This window comes from Microcoleus pseudofavosus SVA1_A4, assembly GCF_036700565.1.
Taxonomy (GTDB): Bacteria; Cyanobacteriota; Cyanobacteriia; order Cyanobacteriales; family Microcoleaceae; genus Microcoleus.
In genome coordinates, this window is sequence record NZ_JAUBPE010000068.1 from 1 (window position 1) to 22,570 (window position 22,570).

A 22,570-nucleotide genomic window follows, 5' to 3' on the forward strand; every position below is an offset into this window, starting at 1 on the left:
TTGAATTGCCCATCAAGTGCGATGTCTGCGGTTAGCTACGCGATCGCGATTTTTTCTAACTTATTCAGCAAGCCCTATGTAGTGCGAGCTTAAGAGCTCGCGGCGTGGCTCGCGAGCTCTTAAGCTCGCACTGACATTATCCAAATATATTATTCCGATGCAACCGGAAACGATATCACAACTCAACACTCACAACTCCAAGATATTTAACGCCCGATGCCGCGATTAGGAGGCTCCTCGTCCGGGACAGGCAAAGAAGTGGGCCTTACCTGCCGCTCCAAATACTTGCTCAAAGCGTAAGCGATATCACCGCGACTCATCGGCTTCAAAGGATTAATTTTATTAGTTCCGAGTTCAACATTAACAAACCCTTCATAAAGTGCAGTAGCCATAGACTTTCTAGCCCAATTAGGGATTTCGCCTGCATCTGGATACTTAGCTAAAATCTCGGCAACACTGGCGTCAGGAAACTGAAAAACCCCGTAAGCTTGAGCAAAAATCGCCAAAGCTTCAGCGCGAGTTACCCTTTGATTTGGGAAAAACAGTCCGTCGCGATATCCACTCATCGTGCCCGTTTTCAAAGCAGTTTGAATCGCACTGTAAGCCCAGTAACTCTTAGGTACGTCCGGCAATTCCCTATCCGGTTTCTGAGCAGTTTTCCGCCGTTCCAAACCAAAAGTTTTGACTAAAATCACCGCCAAATCGGCGCGGCTGAGAATGCCCTCAGCATTAAAATTGCCGATCGCATCTTTTTTCATCAATCCTGCACTCACAACCCGGTCGATCGGGTCAATTATTTGTTGAGCTTTAACCGCCATTGGCACTCCTTGCACTATCGCGATCGCAAAAAAAACACATACTAACTTTTTCACGATTTGATATTCCGGGATGTTATCTTAAAATAAAACATTTGCTTCCGGCAAAGCGCCCTGCATTTTACCCAGCCAATCAATCAAATTATCCAATTGCTTTTGGGCAGTCAAAACCGCCATACCTCGAATAGTAACCTTCCCCTTGCTGTAGACAAAACGAGAGCGCAAATGTTCCGGCAAATTAGCCTTGAGCAAATTCCAAGCAGGTTCCTCCATCGGCGTTTCCAAAACAATGTGCTGCTTATTTTCCGGTTTAATGCGAGAAAAACCGATTTGCTTGGCGATTTGTTTGAGTTCGACAACACGGATAAGTTGCTGGGCCGGAATAGGAATGGGGCCGTAGCGATCGCACCAATCGGCCCGAATCTGCTCCAACTCTTCTGGAGTATTAGCAGAAGCAACAGACCGATAAGCGCTCATCTTTTGATCCAAATCCGCGATGTAATCAGCAGGAATAAACGCTGTCAAAGTGAGGTCGATTTGCGTGTCCTCCACTTTCGGAATTTCCTGACCCTTAATTTCGCGAATAGCTTCCTCTAACATTTCAGCATACAAATCAAAACCGATCGCCTCCATTTGACCCGACTGTTCAGTACCCAAAACATCACCGGAGCCCCGAATTTCCATATCTCGGACAGCCAACTGATAGCCAGAACCCAACTGCGCGAACTCTTGAATAGCCCGCAACCTCTGCCTTGCAGCATCCGACAGCTTGTTCTGCTTCGGATAAAACAGCCAAGCGTGAGCTTGAATCCCCGCGCGTCCCACCCGTCCCCGCAACTGGTAAAGCTGACCCAAACCGAACCGCTGCGCGTCTTCAATTAAAATTGTATTGACTCGCGGAATATCCAAACCCGACTCAATAATCGTCGTGCACACCAAAATATCGAACTCCGCCGCACTGAAAGTCAGCATGATCGATTCTAGTTCCGAAGCCTCCATTTGACCGTGGGCGATCGCAATTCTCGCCCCCGGAACCATCTCCTGCAACGTATCCGCCAACTCCTCAATCCCCTCAATCCGCGGCACCACATAAAACACCTGACCGCCCCTGTCCAATTCTTGACGAATTGCCGTCCGCACCGCTTCCAAATTGTAGGGGGATAAATGCGTCTGAATCGGACGCCGACTCGGTGGCGGAGTCGCAATCAAACTCATCTCCCGAATCCCCGACAGCGACATATACAAAGTCCGGGGAATCGGCGTTGCGGTGAGAGTCAGGACATCTACTTCAGTTTTCAGAGCTTTAATCGCTTCCTTTTGCTTGACCCCAAACCGCTGTTCTTCGTCCACAACCAACAAGCCTAAATCCCGAAATTTAATCGCTTTGCTCAAAACAGATTGAGTACCGACAATCACATCTAACTCCCCAGTTGCCAAACGCTTGTGAATCTCCCGGCGTTCGGTTTCTGTGCGAAAGCGATTGAGCAAACCAACTTCGATCGGGTAAGGGGAAAAACGCTCCGAGAGCGTGTGATAGTGCTGTTGGGTTAAAATCGTCGTCGGTGCGAGCAAAGCCACCTGCTTGCCCGCTGTAACCGCCTTAAAAATAGCTCTCAGAGCAACTTCTGTCTTGCCAAAACCGACATCGCCGCAGACCAGGCGATCCATCGGTCGATCGCCCTCCATGTCGCGTTTGACATCTTGAGTTGCCTTCAACTGATCCGGCGTTGGTTGATAGGGAAAAGAATCCTCCAACTCTTGCTGCCAAGGCATATCGGGAGGAAAAGCGTAACCTTGTTGCTTAGCTCTTTTAGCATAAAGATTCAGCAAATCCACTGCCAATTTTTTAACAGCTTTGCGAACTTTTGTTTTAGTTTTTTCCCAAGTTTGACCAGTCAGTTTGTTTAGATCGGGTACTTTATCGCCTACAGTCCGAAACCTCGACAAAGCCCCCAACTGGTCGGCCGCCACCCTCAGAGTACCGTCAGCGTATTGCAGCACCAAATATTCGCGAGTTTCGCGATCGATCGTCAAGCGTTCCAACTTAAGAAACTTGCCCACTCCGTGCTGGCGGTGAACCACAAAATCGCCCGGACTCAGCTTGTTCGGGTCAACTTTTTTAGAAGCAGCGCGGCGGCGCTTGCGGACGTAGCTAAAAGTAGCCAGGGAATGCTGGCCGTAAAATTCCCGATCGGTAATTAAAACTATCCGAAAAGTCGGCAGAATAAACCCTTCCAATTCTGCCAACCCGCTGTACTTCAAAGCAACCGGAACGTGCTGCAACTGCAATTTGTCGATCGCCAAAAAATCGCGAGGATTCACCACAAACTGAGCCGGACAGTCGTGTTCCGACAGCAGAGAAACAGAGCGACTCGGTTGAGCAGAAACTAGAAAAACTGTAAAACCCCGATCGCGCTCTTCCCTGAGCATTTGAGACAGCTTCGCAAATTGGTGAGGCATCACCGGCACAGGCCGAGAAGCCAAATTAATCGCAGCCGGTAGCGGGTCGCCCTCTGTAGAGCTTTGAGCTTTTTTAGTAGTAGAATCTTCTGCCAATTCTGAAAGTTCAAGTCTGTCGAAACCTGCGACATCTGCCATAGATTCAGCAAAAGTGCGGTGAATTTTCGGAACTTTCAACTTAGCAATTGGTAACTTTTCGGTTTCCCCATCCGCAACTTCCGTTTGCCGATCGCAATTTTCCCACTGTTCCTGCGCGTTCTCGAACCAGCGGTCGCTGTGAGCTTCGCACCCTTCCGGTTCGTCAACTACAACTAAAGTATTTTCGGGCAAATAATCTAACAAAGACGCAGGTTTCTCAAAAGCCAAACCCAACAGCCTGCGGACAAATTTTTCGGCTTCATTTTCTGTGTCAAGAGAGCCTATTTGGTTGATTTCGTCAAGATTTTTTTGGGCTAAAACCGCTTTAATAATTGCGTTAAAGTTAGTAGGAGTTAAAACTAACCGATCGACCTTATCTAGCGATCGCTGGTTCGATGGATCGAACTCCCGCAGTCGATCCAAACTATCCCCGAACCACTCCAGCCGCACCGGCAACTCGGCCGCCACCGGAAACACATCGACAATATCGCCCCGGCGGCTCCACTGGCCCTCCATTTCCACCAGAGTCACCCGATCGTACCCCATCGAGGCAAGTTGGCGGTCAAGTATCTTCGAGTCTTGAACCGCACCTCGATTCAGTGTCAGACAGTAGGGTTCAAAAGCACTTATAGGTGGCAAGTGAAGCTGGAGAGCTCTTTCTGTAGCTACAATCGCGATCGGCTTAGACGAATTGGCGCTTTTTTCTTCCTTGTCTACCAAATCCGCCAGCACCTGCATTTGTCCCCAAGTCATTTCGTTCTCGTCGGAGTAAGATAGCTCGTAGGGCGAAGCTTCCGAAGTCGGGTAAAAATGTACAGTTTGCCAGCCCATCGCTTCTAAAGAGGCCACCCAGCGGCCGGCTTCTTCGAGAGTTGCCGTCACGGCCAATAGGTTTCGCCCCTCTTGCTGTGCTAGGGCGGAAGCTACTAAACCTTTAGGCAAGCGGGCGATGCCGGACAGTTGCACGCAGTGATGCCGTTTGAGCTTGTTGAGAAGTTCTGTTGCTAGGGGCGATCGCCCCAGGGTACGAATTATCGAAGAGAAAGTCATGCGCTGTTAATTTTAATCCCCGATGGGCGAAGGCTCTTCCCTGCTACCTACTAAGGAAGATTGTACGACAAACATCTATCATTGTGGCGATCGGCTCTTGGTAGTTCCACTGAACTGCGGGTAGATTTTTGCTACAGGTCTTCTCTAAATATCTCGAACTTGCGATCGAAATGAGCCAGTTCCGTTAATATAGGGCCAGGTTGAGAAACAATTTCGATTTTGCGATCGAGATTGACAGCTTCCAGACCTCTCCTGTTACTGCACCCAAAGACGGATACAAGCCCCCGACTCAAGTTGTGAAGATCGAAAAATTTTAGACATTAGGGAAATCCCCCAGATACTGGCTGCGGAGTCAATCTAAAATCTAAAATCTAAAATCTAAAATCGACTAACCGGGAAGAGCGCTTCGCCGTTACTACCGAATAATTTTAGAAATGTCTCCAAGTACCGATATTCTGATTGTTCTCCTGCTGGTTTTCCTCAATGGCGTGTTTGTGATGTCAGAGATGGCCATCATCTCAGTACGGAAGGTGAGACTGCAACAGATGGCAAACCAGGGTTCAACGAATGCCCGTGTAGCTTTGGATCTGGCTAATGCCCCAAATCAGTTCTTGCCGACAGTTCAAATCGGGATTACGCTGCTGGCTATTCTGTCGGGCGCTTTGGGAGAAACGACCATTGCTAAAAGAGTAGAGCCTTTGTTGCGACTGATTCCTGCCCTGGGGCCCTACTCTCACACGATCGCCTCAGTCATCGCAATTTTAACCATAACTTATCTGACCATAATTATTGGCGAACTCGTGCCGAAGCGGCTGGCCCTCAACAACCCTGAGCCGATCGCCTCAAGCGTCGCCATTCCCATGCGAATGCTCTCAAAAATAGGCGCTCCTGCGGTTTATGTTTTAAGTTATTCCACGGAATTAGTGCTGCGCATCATGGGGATTTTGCCCTCGACGGAACCGCAAGTCACAGAAGAAGAAATTAAAGTTTTAATAGAGCAAGGAACCGAAGCCGGCACTTTTGAAGAAGCCGAACAAGATATGGTGGAAAGAGTCTTTCGTTTGGGCGATCGGCGAGTCAGCGCCTTAATGACCCCGCGGCCCGATCTTGTCTGGCTCGACCTCGACGACTCAGTAGAAGAAAACCGCCAAAAAATGCTCGGCAGCGGTCATTCTCGGTTTCCAGTTTGTCAGGGCGGGCTCGACAACGTTGTCGGTTTAGTACACGTTACCGATATGCTGTCTCGCACTTTGACCGGTCAACCCCTCGATTTAAGCGCTTCTTTACGACGACCTTTATTTGTGCCGGAAAGCACGCGGGGTTTAAAAGTATTAGAACTTTTCAAACAATCTAGCAATCAAATTGCCTTGGTAGTAGACGAATACGGCGTGATTCAAGGATTGGTTACAGTCAACGACATTTTAGTCGAACTGGTTGGCGACTTTCCCTCGATTGAAGATGCGGACGAGCCACAAGCCGTGCAGCGCGAAGACGGTTCTTGGCTGTTAGACGGAATGCTAGCAGTCGAAGATTTTTTTGAGCTGTTTGGAATCGAAGAATTGTCAGCAGAACACAAAGGAAGTTACCACACAATGGGCGGTTTTGTGATTACAAATTTGGGCAAAATTCCCGCAGCAGCCGAGCATTTTGAATGGAACGGTTTGCGCGTGGAAGTAGTCGATATGGACGGCAACCGAGTTGATAAGATATTGGTAATGCCGATCGAGCCAACGGGCGATCGATCTAGAACCCAACCAAAAACCTAAAATTTGAACTCAGCGGTAAGGTGCGCAATGCGCACCCTATCCACAATCAAGCGGATATTTCAGACCTACTTTTTTTTGCTTCTAGCCCCATCCTTCCGCAAAGATTCCAGAATAGAACGGCCTACATAATTGCTAAAAACCACCTCTCCAGCTTGATTGTAGTGGCAGCAGCTATCTACATAAACAGCATCTTTAGTCTTGTCAAAAACATTGACAGCATTCACTAGATTTATATTATTTTTTTCCAAATTAGGAATTTTTTTGAAAAGAGCCGGATATCCAATTTGCACAGATTTAGCATAAGGAGTATCCTTGTTAAAAGCAATTTGCTTTTCATCTGCGCCAAACACCCTTTTTGTCTGATAGTATTGATTGGGCTGGAGCACGTGAAAATACGGCACATTACTAGCAGACAATACTTTATTCATAAATATTGAACTTTTCGCCCAATTCTGGGCCATTTGTTCAAAAGCAGCATCATCTTTCATAACAGAATTTTTAAGATTGAGATAAATCACGCTGCCGCCGTCATCTTTCTGCGTTTTGTTGCTCTCTTTTTCAAACCTGATGACATCTTTTCGGTAGTTGTTTACCAAGTTTTGAACGTAAACAGAAGTTAAAGCATCGCACGCAGCTAACTTGCATTCCTGCAAACTGTTCAAACCCTGATTAATCCTAGCTTTATTTTCTTTAATTGCGATCGTCGCTTTCATCGCTTTTGTAGAAAGGCTATTACTGGCTAAGTTTGTCAGCGGCAGGATGTGCTGAATGCTTGGCATCGCCAAATCGACTTTATTTTGATTGTTTAAATTTGAAAGGGCTACTTCGTTAAAGCCGTCGATATTGACCACCATATCGAGTTCTTGACCTAAAGCCAAAAAGTAATTTAAAATTAGCAACTGCTGCGGCTGTTTGTAACCTCCCGTGGCAAAAGATAAAATAATGAATTCTTTATCTTTTAAACCAGGCAACTGTTTGAGGTATTTAGGGAGAACTTGATTTTGGACTTCAAATATTCCATAGCCCGAAGCAACTGAACCGCCAAATACTCCGATAATAAATTGATTGGGTTTAGTCTTTTGGAAAGGGTAATCGTAAGGTGAGATAAACCCATAGTTGTTATTTTTAAAACCGGGGCGAAAGTCGGGGCCGGGTTTCTGGATGAACCCAAAAAAAGGATGAAACCTTTCGACAATAGACTGATTCAGTCGCACTCCTTCTAAATTAATCCCTAGAGCCGACTTATCTTGCGTCTTTTCCCTAGTATAGAAAAATTGCTTGTGTTTGACAAAATACCATCCCAGGGAGCCGAGTTCGAGGAAAACCAGTAAAAGCACTAAGTTAACTAGAGCGATCTTTAGGAATTCTTGTCCTTTTTTCAAAAATTTTAAATCTTTCATAAATATCTATTTCGACTCTCTTACTATTTTAATAATGGAACTAGAAACATAGTTTGCCAGTATTTCGTCTCCTACTGAATTATAGTGACAGCAGGCATCTTTGTAAACCGTCTCTTTTGTATTGTCTAAAATATTCACTGCGCTAAAAATATTAACCCGAGCTTTTTGCAGGTCGTCTACTTTGGACAACAGCACCGGATAACCTTTTTTCACCCCTTCAATGTAAGGACTCTTGTTGTCAATCGCGATTTCGTTTTCCTTCGCGGTAAACACTCGCTTAGTTGGATAATACTGGTTGGGCTGGATAAAGTGAAAATAGGGGATATTTCTAGTTGATAAAATTTGATTCATCCCGATCGAGGATTGATACCACATCGATGCCATTTTGTCAAAAGCAGCGGCATCTTGCAAAACAGAGTCAGCTTTTGGAATGTATACTATACCGCTATTTGCCGTGTCTGGGTTCGATTGTTTGACTTGCGAATCGTACTTGACAACTGCTTGCTGGTAATTGTTGACTAATTGTTTCACCTGTAGCGAGGTAACAGCGTGACACAAAGCAAGTTGACAAGTTTGCAATTTGTCGATACCTGCTTTCAACTGTTTTTTGATTTCGTTAATTTGCACGATCGAACTCATCGCTTCCGGTGACAAGTTGTTGTTGGCTAAACCCGTCAGAGGCTGTATGTGTTGAACGCTGGGCATTCCTATTTCTACTTGGGCTTTGTTGTTTAGATTTGACAGCGCTACTTCGTTAAAACCGTCAATATTGATGACTAAATCTAACTTTTGACCCAAAGCCAGAAAGTAATTTAAAATTAATAATTGTTGGGGCTGTTTGTAGCCGCCGTTGCCAAAATTTAAAACAATAATTTCCTTGTTTGCAAATTCTGGATAAGTCTTCAATTTATTAGACAATCTTCGAGTGACATATTCATCTACTGCAAAATTGTTGGCAACCGAACCGCCAAAAATTCCGATAATAACTTGATTTTTATTGGTTTTAATAAACGGATAATCGTAGAGGGAAAAAAAGCCCTGTTTGTTGACTTTTAATTTTAATTTTTCATTGGTAAAAGCACCTTGTTTGAGTACGTAGCCAAAAAACGGGTGCAGTCTTTCTACAATCGACTCATCTAGCCTAATTCCGATCCTCTCAATATCTTCTACTACTTTTTCTTTGGTTTTAGTTCGGGTATAAAAAAACTGCTTTTGGTTGATAAAATAAAAAGCTAGCGACAAAGCTTCCAGACAAACAAATGCGATCGCCAAATTTACAGCGATTAAAACCGATAGATTTTTGCCTTTTTTTAATAGCGTTGAATCTTTCATAAAATTAGACAAATTACGGTTGACGCTTTGGCAGTTGAGACTGCTTCAATTGTTGGCACAAATTCTGGTTGATTTTGATGCTGGCCAGTCGGTGTCCGATTTCGTTCCAGTGGCCGCCGCAGGGTACAGAATTGTCAAAACCGTGGACGCAAACTTGATATTTTTCAGTATAACCTTGGAACTGTTCGGCTAAAGTTAATACCGGAAAACCCTCGCGCGCGCCCAATTTTTCCAGCCTCCTGTCGGGATAAAACCAATCCTGAATATTGTTTTCCTGCATAAACTTTTTGCGCTTCGCCGGATCGCGCTCGACTTGGATGGGATCGCCGATAACTACCAGCAAGAAATCACCATTTTTCTGCACTACTTCATTCCGCAGCTTCACGATTAAACCTTCTGTCACTTTCCACGCATCTTCCCAAACAGCATTCTCCGGCGGCTTGAGATTTTTGGCACTCAAAGCCGTAAAATCCTCAGACAACTGCCGCTTTTTCCGCTCTAAATCCGCCTTTTTCGCAACCTGCAAAATCCTGGAATTGCTGACAAGCCACCCAGGTAACTTGTCAACAAAGGAAACAGCTCTTTCGTTGCGATCGATCGGCGCCAGATTGCGAAAAGACATATCCGGTACTAACTTACCGCTAGCATCATACACAAAAAATGGTCGGTAGCGATCGTATTCGAGTTTCGCGGAATTGTTAATCACATCATTGCCAGTAAAAAAGGCAAGCACTACAATATCAGGATTGTAATCCCACACCTTTTTTCGCAGCATAACTAATTCTTGAGCAGTACCGTAACCCTGCACTCCGAAATTAATTACCTCAACATTTTTTTTCCCCTTGACGGCCGCGCAATTGCCTAATTTTCGTTCTAATTTCGACCAGAAAGTTTGTTCGACAGGTACGTGAATTGCTTCGGTGAAAGAATCGCCCAAAACCGCCACCCGCAAAGTATTTGGAGGTTTTGCTTTTGTGTGTTCGCGATCGCGCAAGCCCTCGCTATTCACCTGCACAAAACTCGCACCTTCCCCATTCCATTCCCCCGACGCACCCGGTTTCAGCTTCCAGCCCAAGTTCGGATCGGAAGTGTGGAAACGAGTTGGCGCCGAGTCTACGAAATCTCCTATTTTTGGATAGCCTTCAATCCCCGCAACTCGCAATCCAATTTCACCAATTATCACCCCCATCAATAAACCGCCGAGTGTCAAACCTATATTGACACCCAAATTCTTCAACTTGCTCATTCTTTCAAAACAGCGTGTAAATAAACGGAGCAATCACAGAACCGTGACTCAAGACAATCAAAGCTCCCAAAAAGACTAAAGTCACAATTAACGGCAACAGCCAATACTTTTGGCGTTCTCTCATAAACGCCCACAAATCTTTGAGAAAATCTAAAGTTGCTTCAAACACTTAAAAAGGACGCTCCATACTAACTTTGGTTCTTGCTTTACTGGGGACGCGGTAAGTATCCATTTTTGGATTCAGTTTTCGCCGCATTGCATCTTCGCCAAACAGGCCTTTGATAACTCCCATCGGCCAAATTATCAGGTAAAAAACTATTCCTAAGACGATCGGCGTTTCGATTTTGTTGAGAATCAGTCCAAAGCGCATCCATGCGTGATAAACGGGATTTAGCGATTTCGGCGCAACTAACGCTAACACAATTAGCACTGCGCCGACAATCCAGGGCCACCAAGGTATAGAATGCCGCCGCAGTAAAGGTACTGCTAAACCGAACAGGACTGCTATCAGCCCGCCAATTAGCAGTCCGAAATCGCGCAAGCCTTTTTTATCGAGTTTTTTAATTTCGTCGCTCATTAGTCAGTTGTCAGTTGTTAGTTGTCAGTTGTTAGTTGTTAGTTGCTAGTTGTTATTTGTTATTGGTTCATTGTTAAAGAACCAATAACTAATGACTCATGACTAATGACTAATCGAGTTCAAATTCATTTTTCCAAGCATCATCTTGTTTCCAAGGAATTTGTTCGGACTTGGGAAGCAAGAAATTCTCTAAAACCAGATAGTCCATTTCCGTTCGCATGAAACAGCGGTAAGCATCCTCTGGAGTGCAAACAATGGGTTCGCCTCGCACGTTGAAAGACGTATTTACCACAATTGAACAGCCCGATCGCTCTTCAAAATGGCTGATTAAGTCATAGTACCGAGGATTGGTTTCTTTGTGAACAGTTTGGATGCGAGCCGAGTAATCGACGTGGGTGATAGCCGGAATCTCCGATCGCGGAATGTTGAGCTTTTCAATGCCAAACAACTGCTCTTGTTCGGGAGTCATCGGAATGCGGAGACTGGATTTGACAGGTGCTACCAATAGCATATAAGGGCTGGAATGGTCAATCTCGAAATAATCCGCAACTCGTTCGGCTAAGATTGACGGCGCAAAAGGTCGAAAGGATTCCCGATATTTAATTTTCAGGTTCATCACCGACTGCATCTTAGCATTGCGGGGGTCGCCAATTATCGATCGACCGCCCAGAGCCCGCGGCCCAAATTCCATCCGCCCCTGGAACCATCCCACCACATTTCCCTGTTCCAAAATTTCAGCCAACTGCGGCATTAATTCGGCATCGTCCAATCGGTGATAGCTGGCTTTGACAGCATCCAAATATTCGAGAATTTCTGCATCGCTAAACTTTGGCCCCAAATACGAACCGCGCATTTGGTCGCGACAAGTTAAATGAGCAGTAGACTTAGTAACAGTTGCCACCGCTTGGTTTGCACTCAGGGCTTCTGTTTTCTCTTCTACATTATTATTCGCAATTGTGCGATCGCCCGCCACAACATCGCGCGATGATTCGCAATACTGATACCAAATCGCCAAAGCCGCGCCCAAAGCACCGCCAGCATCTCCCGCCGCCGGCTGAATCCAAATATCTTTGAAAATACCTTCCCGCAAGAGTCTGCCGTTAGCAACGCAGTTGAGAGCAACGCCGCCGGCAAGACAAAGATAATCGACATTCAATTCTTTTTTAACTGTTCTGCAAAGCCGCAGAACAACTTCTTCGGTAACAACTTGAATGGAAGCTGCAATGTCCATTTCCCGCTGAGTCAATTTTCCTTCAGCTTGACGCGGCGGCCCTTCAAACAGTTCGTCAAACTTCTTGTTTGTCATGGTTAAGCCAACAGTATAGTTGAAATAATCCATGTTCAAACGGAAAGTTCCGTCATCTTTGAGGTCGATTAAATAGTTGAGAATTTTGTCTACATACTTGGGTTCGCCGTAAGGAGCTAAACCCATGAGTTTGTATTCGCCAGAGTTGACTTTGAAGCCTGTGTAATAGGTGAAAGCTGAATAAAGCAAACCCAAGGAGTGGGGAAAATCGATTTCCCACTGAGGTGTAAGTTCGTTCCCGTCTCCCAACCAAACTGAGGTTGTAGCCCACTCGCCCACGCCGTCGAGGCACAAAACGGCTGCTTTTTGAAACGGGCTGGGGAAAAATGCCGATGCTGCGTGGGATTGGTGGTGTTCGGTAAATAGCAGAGATGGCAGTTTATTCGTTTTACAGTTTGCTATTGCTGCCAGATCTCTTTTGAGCATGGTTTTGAGGTAAAGCTTTTCTTTTAGCCATATCGGCATGGCGGTTACGAAAGAGCGAAAACCTTGGGGTGCGTAGGCTAAATAGGTTTCGAGAAGGCGCTCGAATTTGACTAAAGGTTTGTCGTAAAAGACTATGCGATCGAGTTCCCGCAAATCTATGTTCGCTTCTTTCAAGCAATAAGCGATCGCATTCTTGGGAAATCTGGCGTCGTGCTTTTTGCGGGAAAATCTTTCTTCCTGCGCTGCGGCTATAATTTCTCCGTCGCGAATTAAGGCTGCGGCGCTGTCGTGATAGTACGCCGAGATTCCAAGTATGTTCATTCGTCTCCTCACAAATCGCAATGCGTTTGTATCTGACTATTTAGAATAGCTATCGATTATAGCTGCTTAAGTGCTGATTGGGAATTGAGTTTTGCGATCGCCTCTAATTTTACCTGGATCGATGTCGGTGCGCCGTCCTCGGCCGATCGGCTTTTTGAGAGCATTTAAGCTAGCGCCGGCCAATCCTGCGCCCCCAAGCTCTGAAGTAAGTTGCCACCGGGAATTGATAAAATTCACCGATCAGCCACAGCACAATGCCTAAATGGGACAAAAAAGCTAAGCCCGTCCAAGCTGCGGGCAGCCACGACAAGCGGCTGCCGGGAACCGGGGGAAAATAGTAAGCTGAAAGTCCCAGCAAGGTAGTGGGAAGGAAAATTAGACCGATCGCTGCTGCAAAATAGGGCCATCCGAATTCTACGCCTTCGAGGTGGGCTCCTATCCACCGTTTGCCGTTCCAGTGCCAAGTTACGGGCGGTTGGCGATCGGCCATTTTGAGCGATTGTCTTTCAACGCTTGCGGTAAAAATGTGCTGGCAGAAGTTGCAAGCTAGGGCTTCCATCATCGGCATGGTGGAAATTTGACCGGTGCGGCACACGGGACAGGGATATGTATCTTGAGGGTTGAAAGGTCGGGTTGATTTTTTGAAAGTCTGCATAGATCAGGCTGTTTGTCAAGATATTGAGCGATCTTAACAGAGTACAGAAATTGTGCGTTGGCTGAGGGCGGTTTTTGTATCTAGATTGTTGGTGATTTCAGAGGTTTTTTGACGCTTACGGGCCCCACGGGTTAATGCAGTTTCACGGTGGATGATGCGGATTAATTGCGGTGATTGTTGCTGTACCGAATTCTGGCTCCGGCCCAGTGAAGTTTTTCCCTCAAAGTGCCGTAATAAGAATAGTTTTCCCGCAAAATGATAAACTTGGCTTCGCAGTCTGCCATCCGCACGTCTACGCGCTGTCCCGGCCAAATTGCAGTAGCCAAAATGCCGTCCATCCAGAGTTTTGTACTGAGTTCGTAATCTGCTAAAGGCCAAATGCTGACGACTGAACCGGGCGGCAGTACGATCGCCCGACTGGATAAACTCAAAGGGCAAATTGGAGTAACTGCGATCGCGTCCATTCCGGGGTGAATAATCGGCCCGTTGGCAGATGCGGTGTAGCAAGTCGAACCGGTGGGAGTTGCCACAATTAAACCGTCGCCTTGATATTGATCGACTACTTCGCCGTCAACTTCCATTTCTAAAATACAGCTCGGCATTCGATCGGCTGAAGCAGGTTTGATACACATTTCATTGAGTGCCAAAAATCGCTCGCTTTCCGGTTCGAGATTGGTTCTGTTTCCCTCAAAAATCGCCGCCTGCAACATCATCCGCTTCTGCACGGCATACCTGTCTTCCGAAAGTCTGTCCCAAATCTCCTCAGTATTTTGGAAATCCTCAAAAGACTCGGTTAAAAAACCCAGATGTCCCCCCACATTCACTGCCAAAATCGGGATGCCGTCAGCCGCCAAATTCCGCGCCGCGGCCAAGGCCGTACCGTCGCCGCCAAGCACTACCGCTAAATCAATTGGGCTGTTACTAGAAGCTAAAAACACCGGATACGGGTTATCTTTCGGGCCGCTGGGGCCCATTAAAACGTGACACCCGCGACTTTCTAACTGGCGGGCACACTGTTCTGCCCACCGCTGGCTGAGGGTATCTCTGGCTTTGTGGGCAATAATTACTTGTTTTAGTTGCACAACCTATCAATTTTAGATTTTAGATTTTGGATTTTGGATTGTTAGATTATTAGATTTTAGACTGAATCGCCGCGAGCGGGACGATCGCACTGTACTTGGAAAAATATTATTCCGATGCCCCAGGACATCTCCCCTCGGAGACTCTCCCTCTGGTTTATAGCAGTTCCAAAAAGTAATGCAATTTTTGGCAAGCTGCAAACCCTTATCTCATATCAATTCCGGTTAGATCGGAATGATTAAACCACAGAGGACGCAGAGGATAGAGAGGAAGGGAAGAGAGATGAATAATTCCGATGAAGGGCGGATTTGATATCATCTGTCATTCCCAATTCTTTAATCGAAAATCGAAAATCGAAAATCGAAAATGGTATTATCCCTCGGTGCGGCTGGATTTGGGCCGCGGCCAGATAATGCTGGAATCGGCCGCGAGTAGGCGAGAAACTGCGATCGCCCCAAAGCGGTTGAGGTGGCTGGGGTCAAAAAAATAGTCGTTGCGGCCGGGCCAGCGCTGCGACAAGTCGCGGAAAGCGAAGCCTTTTTGCCGCGAGAGTTGGTCCATTCGCTGCCGGAACTGCTGTTCTGCCCGCAGGCGAGTTCCGTCTAAGTAGTCGTCGGTGAGGGGCAAATTGACGAAAATCAGGGGAATTTTGCGAGCTTTGGTAAATGCTACAACTGAATTAAAGGCTGTTGCTTGTTTGCCTCCGAGGTTGAAGTTTTCGTAGTCGCGATCGTACTGGCCTGAAACGTAAGCGCGTTCTCGATAATAAGTGTCGGGATTGTACCTGTCCGCTATAGGCATGAATCCGTTGGAGTCGATCGAATCTGCCAATTCGCTGACTTGCCTCATTGCTACTGTTGTGCGTCGCGAGACTGGAATCAATTGTGCTTTTTGAGTTGCTGCATCGGCTGCGATTCGTTTTAACTCATATCTTGCAGCATTCTCAGCAACGGGCAAGATGCCCGTTCCACGAGATAGGAATTTGATTGGGGGGTGGGTGTCAGCAACGGGCAAGATGCCCGTTCCACTAGACAGGAATTGGATTGTGGGGTGGGCATCTTGCCCGCCCCTGAAAGGTCGATCGACAGATGTCAGTGCTCTGCGGAAAGTGTTGTTAGCGCAGGGCTGCGGGAATCTGTAACACAGGGGAATCACATTCGGTTCATCGGACTCCAGTTTGGGGCGAACGCCTGCGGCTAAAAGTTGGCTGCCTTCAGAATCGACGATCGAATTAAAAGTGCGATCGTCCCGGCCGCTGTTAAATCCGCGCACACCGTCGGCCCAGACAATCATTTGAGGCAAATGACCGGGCTTCAAAAGCCGCCGCAGTTGAAAGTCTACTACTTGTGCAGTTGCGCCGTTGACTGAAAAGTTAAATACTTTTAAGCCCGGACGGCCCCTTTGGGCCAAAGATTGTTTTAGCTGTTTGGGATCGACGCCCTGCAATGCCCGGGAACTGCCGACAATCAAAACATCTGGTGGCCCGACAGCAGCAACGTAGGATAGGTAAAGTTGTAGTTGTTCGTCGAGCAAATCGCTGCTGAAGCTGACTGTACTGGCTTGCGATCGGGCCCGGCCCGCTTGCTGTTGGGAATAAACCAGGTTTCTCATGTACTCGATTACTTTTTTTTCAGCAAACGCCCGCCTGGGACTGCCGGGGGGAACCGCTTGCATCCAAGCGACGGCCTGCACCCACAGGGCGGCTACTTCGTCCCAGTCTTGTTTTGAATTGGCTGATTGAGCCAAATTAGAAGCTTGGGTGGCAAAGTTAACTGACTCCGTGAAGCCATCGTTTTGGGGGCATGAGGAAACGCTGAGGGATTTTTTGGTTTTGTTGCCGTTTTTAGCTAACAGAGACGTTGGTGGCTGCGCTAGGGCTGGGGATTCGATCGAACCAGAAGTCGCTGCGGTGTTCGGCGGCTTGGGAGGCGAACATCCGACTGTTAGCGCGAGCACGGCGGCAGCAGCGAAGGTACGTTTTAAGATGCTGGTACTGAGGCTAGCAATGTAGCGGCGAATCATACAGCTTTCACCGTGGGCAAAATATTACTAGATATTACTAATTATCCGGCGGATGGAGCAATTAGCTCAAACAGATGTTTTAACCATTCAATAAAAATTAAGGCGATCGGGCAATCGCAGCTCAGCACCTGCGCTGTTATTGCTTGTCCCATCGGCATTGCAGGCGTTTTCTGCCATGCCAGCCAAGTGTGGATTAGCGCTTTGGGATGATGAATTAAAGTGTAGCGGTTAAGTCCGGCTTGTTCGAGTTCTTGTAAAATTGCTTCGGCTTTCGGATGCAGCGTGTCGCCAGGGGGGATGAGATAGGCGACAAAATCTTCTAACATTCCAGGAAGTTGATTGTTTGGCATCAACCAAACTCCGACGCGAGGCAAGTATGGATCTGAAGGCGCGCAAACCCAGCCTTCGGGAGGGGGAGATTGGGGGATGTCTCGATAGCCGATCGAACTCAGTTTATCTTTAAGAGATTGCCACCGCCCACTTAAATTGCGATCGGCATCTACCACAATTCCCAAGGTGCGTAAATCCTCTGCTTTCAATCTTTCTGGCAAGCCATTTAGCAGCGCTTCAACTCCTTCTGTACCTCCTTCTCTACCTTCTTCTTGCGGTACTTCGACGGAAAATGTTTCTGGCAGTTGATATTGCTGGCACAAAGCCCAGATTACGTGTCGGTCATTCTTACCTTCTACCAATAACTGTTGAGGTTTTGGTTGAGGAGGTTTTCGTGCTTTTGGCATCAGCGCACCTCGATACTTTGGCGCACTGCAACGGACAATTCATCGGGAGTGTATTCAACTGCACGAATATCCTCGCCGCGCCGGCTCAAGCGAAATAATTTGCCAACCGAACTATCTTGTGACTGTTCTAAGGCTTCTTGAAATGCGGCTATGCAGTCCCAACTGTGGGTAGTTGCAAAGACTTGAACGTTCAATTGCTGTGCTGTTTCAAATATTAATCGCCACATATCAGTTTGGGTTTGATAGTAAAGACCTGTATCAATTTCATCAACCAACAAAAAACCATTCTCGGATGAGACGGCTGCCATTGCTATACTAAGAATTCGTTGCATACCATCTCCCATACTGCCTAGAGGAATTGGGTGATTCTGTCCTCTGATTTTAATCAAAATACCACTGTTATTAGTGGGATTACTGGTAAAACTAATACGTTCTACATCTGGTTCTAAGATTTGCAGTGCTGCTACTACACTTTCTTCTTTTGGTGTCAGTGTAATAGCATCCCAAAACACAGCCATTTCGTTAAAAGTTATTGCCGTAGTTTTGATTAAATTAAAATTATCTTTATTGGGTTCAAAAAGGGATAAATAGTTATAGTTATAATTATTATTTAACTCTGTTAATTGAGCAGGAAGTAAACTAGCAATACGAGCAATAGTAGCATCGCGTAGCAGTTCAATTTTGACGTGGGAATTCTGATTGTAGTAAGCAATTAATTCCCATGCTGAAAATTTTGTTTCTAGTTCTTCAGCTACCGGAATTACCATCTGTTGGTTTGTAGGGTTAGCTTGGATTTTGAGTGAGAGTTGTTGTTCTTGCTGGGATTGAATGTAAATACTTCGATCTGGAGTTAGTTGGTGTCCGTAAAAAATATGTTCAAATTGATACTTGCTGCGGTTGACTGTTTGACCAGATGCAGCTTTAGTTTGTATGTTGCTGATTTCGCCACGACTGTTTAGTACATCAAACAAAGCTTGAATATTCTGTTGTTGGACTAATAAATAAATCGCTTCCAAAAAAGTAGTTTTACCGCTATTGTTCTGACCGACCATCAGATTAACCCTAGCTAGGTCATCGATATGAAAATCTTTAAAACAGCGATAATTTTGGATGGTGAGATCGCGCAACATGGATTCCTCGGATATTAACTATATTCTATCATTCGATTTTAGATTTTAGATTTTCGATTGGGGATTGTGCATTGGAGATTTGGGATTTTAGATTGTTATATTTTTTACCGTATCTCTGTCTGGGATTCGATGACTGCTTCGGCTTCAAGGGCGATCGATCGCAATTTATCCAGTATATCCTGACTCGCGGACTGCCACAACCCCCGCTGACGAGCTTCTAGCAATCTTTCTGCCATATCTCGCAGTGCCCAAGGATTGTTTTCTTGGATAAATGCCTGCACTTTCTCATCAAAAATGTAAGCCTCTGCGATTCCTTCATACATAAAATCCTCTACACAATTGGCCGTAGCATCGTAAGCAAACAAAAAATCAACAGTTGCTGCAATTTCAAAAGCACCTTTGTAACCGTGGCGCATCGCACCTTCTATCCATTTGGGATTCACAGCCCTGCTGCGATAAACCCGCGCAATTTCTTCTCGCAGTTGTCGCACTTTCGGCTTCTCAGGAATCGAGTTGTCTCCGAAATAGGTTGCAGGATTTTTGCCTTGCAAATTGCGAACTGCGGCCGTCATTCCCCCTTGGAATTGATAATAATCATCCGAGTCGAGAATGTCGTGTTCCCGGTTGTCTTGGTTTTGCAGAACTATTTGCATTTGGCCGAGGCGTTTGGCAAATGCTTCGGGTGCAGAACATCCCCATTCACTCTGTTTAACTCCTGCTACATCTCCCGGCAAATTTGAGGAACTAGAGGAGGTATAGGCGTAACTGCTCCAATTAATGTAAGCTTTTGCTAAATCGCTGTCGTCTGTCCAGTTTTGAGCTTCAATTATGCCTTGAAGTCCTGCACCGTAAGCACCCGGTTTTGAGCCAAACACTCGAAATTGCGATCGTCCTTGCGCCTCTTCTCGACTCAAACCTGTAGATTCCCAATACAAAATCTCTTCCTTAACTTGTGCTGCTAAAGGGTTGTTTTCTGCCGATTCGTCTAAATCTGCCACAGCTTTTACCGCACTATCAAACAAATCAATTAAATTAAAAAAAGCATCCCTAAAAAAGCCAGAAATTCGCAAAGTAACATCAACGCGCGGCCGTCCCAAAACAGAAATCGGCAAGATTTCAAAATCTACAACCCGGCGCGAAGGGCCATCCCAAACTGGTTGAACTCCTATCAGCGCCAAGGCTTCGGCGATGTCGTCTCCTCCCGTCCGCATGGTGGATGTTCCCCACACTGACAAACCCAAAGTTTTCGGATATTCGCCGTTTTCTTGGGTGTATCTTTCGATTAAAGTTTCTGCCGCAACTCTGCCAACTCTCCAGGCGGTTTCTGTGGGAATGGCACGGATATCTACTGAGTAAAAATTGCGACCTGTGGGCAATACATCGGGTCGGCCGCGGGTGGGTGCGCCGGATGCGCCGCTGGGTATGTGCCGCCCATCTAGTCCGCGCAAAAGGTTGGTAATTTCTTGGTTTGTTTGGAGGAGTGAAGGTAAAAGATAGTTATTTATCCAGTCTAATTCTTGTTGGGTTGCTTCTCCTATTTCTGGATTGGCAACCGCAGATGAACGCTGATGAACGCGGATGTTTTCGATTAAATTATCTACTAATTTAGCGGCTTTTTCTTCGAGTTCTGCTGTTAAATCGCCCGCTGTACGGTGCTGAATTATTGAGGTGGGATCGGCCGTTAACGGGTCGAAGTCTAGGTCTAAATCCTTAGCTAGAGCGCGCGTTAAGCCCGATCGCGCGTTGGTGGGATGGCGGGCGATCGCAATTATCAAATCTCTCAACTGTCTACCTTCGGGACACTGCCCGAAAATGTGCAATCCGTCGCGGATTTGGGATTCTTTGAGTTCGCAAAGATAGCCGTCTGTGCGGGTGATAAATTCGGTAAACTCCGATTTATTTAGTTGTATTCCTAAGTCTTTATCTAAGTTTTCTTTGTTGGTGAGGGCGAGAATGCGATCGCGAATCATGGGTAATCGAGACGGATCTAAGCTTTGGGCTTCGCAGTATTCGTCGATTAAGGTCTCCAACTGCTGCAACGGCCCGTAAAGTTCGGCGCGAGTCATCGGCGGGGTGAGGTGGTCGATTATCACAGCTTGCGATCGTCTTTTTGCTTGGGAACCTTCCCCCGGATCGTTGACAATGAAGGGATAAAAGTTCGGCATCGCGCCTAATGCTACTTCTGGATAACATTTGTTAGACAATGCTATACTTTTACCGGGAAGCCATTCTAAATTGCCGTGTTTTCCAGCATGAATTATAGCGTCTATTCCCAACTTTTCTCGCAGCCAGTAATAGTAAGCTAGATAATTGTGAGTTGGTTCTAAATCCGGTGCGTGATAGTTCAAACTCGGGTCAATTTCATATCCGCGCGATGGTTGAATCCCCACAAACACATTCCCAAACTGAATCCCCGGAATCGGAAAGTAGGGACACGGCATTGCCGTGTCCCTACCTTGTGTATGACCTTCCGCCAGCCCCCATCTATTGCAAATTCCATCCTGTACTTCCTGCGGCAAACTAGCAAAATATTCTTCATATTCTGCCAAATCCAAAGATTGATGAACCGGCCGCAATTCGCGTCCTTCCGGGTCATTTGTCACTCCCGAAGTTAACAGTTCAATTAACTCGTTGCCGCTAGCGGGAATGTTTTCAATTTGATAGCCAGCTTGCTGCATAGCTTTGAGGATTTCGACACAGCTAGCGGGCGTATCTAAGCCGACGCCGTTGGCTAAGCGGGCGTTGCGAGTGGGGTAATTTGCCAGAATTATGGCGATGCGTCTGTTGGCGGCTGGGGTTTGTTTCATCTTCACCCAATTCGCGGTTAAATCTGCTACAAATTGAATGCGATCGCCCGCAGCGACATAGCCTACTACATCTGTTTCTAATTCGCTGTTCCAAGTCTGTACCGCTTTAAAAGAAACGGCCCTAGTAATGATTTTTCCGTCTACTTCCGGCAATGCTACATTCATCGCCACATCGCGGGGCGAAAGTCCCTGAAGTTCCGTTTCCCACTGTTCTAAACCGCCACCGCTGAAGATGGCTTGCAATACGGGAACGTCTAAGGATTTTAAGCTGTTTTGTTCCGGTTCTTGACTGCTGAAACCGGAGACGGCAAAACTTGTGGTGTTGAGCAATAATTGAATTGGTTCGGATTCTTTTGGTTTGAAATATTCCAGCAATTCTATTTGCAAATCTGGTTCCCGCAGAGAAGACACAAAGACGGGAACTGGTACTAAGTTTCGCTCTGATAGAGCTTGACAAAGTGCATCAATTGGTGCTAAGTTTCCTGATAAGTAATGAGCTCGATAAAATAAAATTCCGACTTTATTTGGGGTTGATAAGTCTGCTAAAATATCTGGAAATTCTGGGGATAGCTGCTCAGTTAATAAATTGGTTGTATTATCATTAGCTGTATGAGTTACAATAGAGGCAGAGGCTTTCGATCTGTGTTTTCGGCCAGAGCTTGGGAATGAGTCGAATCCTAAAGGAGCGGTAGAACGGGTCTCTTGCCCGTCTGCCCCGCGCCCTACCCAATCGTAAATCCCGACGCGGCAAACTGTTTGAGGAAGAGGCGGATTGTAAGCAGTTTTCAGACAAGTATCGGCTGCAAATTTGAGTGCGTTAACAAAGTTTTGGACTCCGCCTTCTGTGAAATAGCGCCACAGTTGATTTACTGCTGACAGCGATACATTGGAATGGCTGAGCAAATCTGGATCGGGACTGTCTTCACCGGGCATAATAATCAGTGCAGCATTAGTTTTCTGCGCCGTTTCCCGCAGAATTTCTAACCCGTAAGACCAATAAGAACGCCCGCCTAACAGTCTTAAGATTATGACCTCTGCGCGTTCTAAGATTTCTTCTGCATAAGTATCAATTGTTAGTTGTTGCTGCAACTGAAGCAGATTTACGGCGCGCACTTTGGGGAATTCGGCAGGCATTTTTGATGAGGCGGCCGCGAGTGTTTGAATGTCGGTGTCAGCAGCACTAATAAATACTATTGGTGCGGGGGTTTGCTGAATAAAAATTACTCCTTCTGCTTGAGGGTTCCAACCTCCGGGTGTGGCGGCTATTTTGTGCATTAATTTCTCCGTATATTAACTAAATTA

The 22,570-nt window shown here is 46.3% G+C and carries 15 protein-coding genes; 1 reads left to right on the forward strand and 14 read right to left on the reverse strand.

Going from position 1 to position 22,570, the window contains the following annotated elements; translation table 11 throughout:
• Nucleotides 1-206 precede the first annotated feature (206 nt).
• Together QUA02_RS24515 and mfd are read right to left on the reverse strand one after the other, a co-directional pair.
• A complete protein-coding gene (locus QUA02_RS24515; RefSeq protein WP_333031644.1) occupies nucleotides 207-872 on the reverse strand; it encodes an S-layer homology domain-containing protein in 666 nt (221 codons plus the stop codon).
• Between the two features lie 24 nt (nucleotides 873-896).
• Nucleotides 897-4,463, reverse strand: coding sequence for a transcription-repair coupling factor (mfd, locus tag QUA02_RS24520; protein WP_333031645.1), 3,567 nt, complete (start codon nucleotides 4,461-4,463; stop codon nucleotides 897-899).
• Between the two features lie 434 nt (nucleotides 4,464-4,897).
• Between mfd and QUA02_RS24525 the strand changes: the two genes are divergently transcribed.
• Entirely contained in the window at nucleotides 4,898-6,229 is a 1,332-nt protein-coding gene (locus QUA02_RS24525) for a hemolysin family protein (protein WP_333031646.1), read from the forward strand.
• A 65-nt stretch (nucleotides 6,230-6,294) separates the two neighbouring features.
• Here QUA02_RS24525 and QUA02_RS24530 read toward each other — a convergent pair whose 3' ends face one another.
• From QUA02_RS24530 to cobN, 12 genes are all read right to left on the reverse strand, one after another.
• Nucleotides 6,295-7,629, reverse strand: coding sequence for a hypothetical protein (locus QUA02_RS24530; RefSeq protein ID WP_333031647.1), 1,335 nt, complete (start codon nucleotides 7,627-7,629; stop codon nucleotides 6,295-6,297).
• A gap of 6 nt (nucleotides 7,630-7,635) precedes the next feature.
• Nucleotides 7,636-8,961 (reverse strand): hypothetical protein, encoded by a 1,326-nt coding sequence (locus QUA02_RS24535; RefSeq protein WP_333031648.1) that lies wholly within the window; start codon nucleotides 8,959-8,961, stop codon nucleotides 7,636-7,638.
• Between the two features lie 13 nt (nucleotides 8,962-8,974).
• Nucleotides 8,975-10,207 carry an SGNH/GDSL hydrolase family protein gene (locus QUA02_RS24540; RefSeq protein WP_333031649.1) on the reverse strand — a complete coding sequence of 411 codons (1,233 nt, stop codon included), beginning with the start codon at nucleotides 10,205-10,207 and terminating at the stop codon, nucleotides 8,975-8,977.
• Nucleotides 10,208-10,211: 4 nt separating this feature from the next.
• Nucleotides 10,212-10,376, reverse strand: coding sequence for a DUF5989 family protein (locus QUA02_RS24545; protein WP_333031650.1), 165 nt, complete (start codon nucleotides 10,374-10,376; stop codon nucleotides 10,212-10,214).
• The gene (locus tag QUA02_RS24550; protein ID WP_333031651.1) at nucleotides 10,377-10,784 is read right to left on the reverse strand and encodes an SxtJ family membrane protein; all 408 of its coding nucleotides are present in this window, start codon (nucleotides 10,782-10,784) and stop codon (nucleotides 10,377-10,379) included.
• Nucleotides 10,785-10,893: 109 nt separating this feature from the next.
• A complete protein-coding gene (locus tag QUA02_RS24555; RefSeq protein ID WP_333031652.1) occupies nucleotides 10,894-12,837 on the reverse strand; it encodes a carbamoyltransferase family protein in 1,944 nt (647 codons plus the stop codon).
• Between the two features lie 169 nt (nucleotides 12,838-13,006).
• Nucleotides 13,007-13,492 carry a hypothetical protein gene (locus QUA02_RS24560; protein WP_333031653.1) on the reverse strand — a complete coding sequence of 162 codons (486 nt, stop codon included), beginning with the start codon at nucleotides 13,490-13,492 and terminating at the stop codon, nucleotides 13,007-13,009.
• A gap of 161 nt (nucleotides 13,493-13,653) precedes the next feature.
• On the reverse strand, nucleotides 13,654-14,574 hold the full coding sequence (locus QUA02_RS24565; RefSeq protein WP_333031654.1) for an NAD(+) kinase: 921 nt from the start codon (nucleotides 14,572-14,574) through the stop codon (nucleotides 13,654-13,656).
• A 370-nt stretch (nucleotides 14,575-14,944) separates the two neighbouring features.
• A complete protein-coding gene (locus QUA02_RS24570; RefSeq protein WP_333031655.1) occupies nucleotides 14,945-16,594 on the reverse strand; it encodes a hypothetical protein in 1,650 nt (549 codons plus the stop codon).
• Between the two features lie 41 nt (nucleotides 16,595-16,635).
• Nucleotides 16,636-17,331: a DUF3226 domain-containing protein gene (locus QUA02_RS24575; protein ID WP_333031656.1), complete on the reverse strand. Its 696-nt coding sequence runs from the start codon at nucleotides 17,329-17,331 to the stop codon at nucleotides 16,636-16,638.
• The gene (locus QUA02_RS24580) at nucleotides 17,331-18,461 is read right to left on the reverse strand and encodes an AAA family ATPase (RefSeq protein WP_333031657.1); all 1,131 of its coding nucleotides are present in this window, start codon (nucleotides 18,459-18,461) and stop codon (nucleotides 17,331-17,333) included. Before QUA02_RS24580 ends, QUA02_RS24575 begins: the two co-directional genes overlap by 1 nt.
• Before the next feature lie 104 nt (nucleotides 18,462-18,565).
• Nucleotides 18,566-22,543 (reverse strand): cobaltochelatase subunit CobN, encoded by a 3,978-nt coding sequence (gene cobN, locus QUA02_RS24585; protein WP_333031658.1) that lies wholly within the window; start codon nucleotides 22,541-22,543, stop codon nucleotides 18,566-18,568.
• Nucleotides 22,544-22,570: the final 27 nt, after the last annotated feature.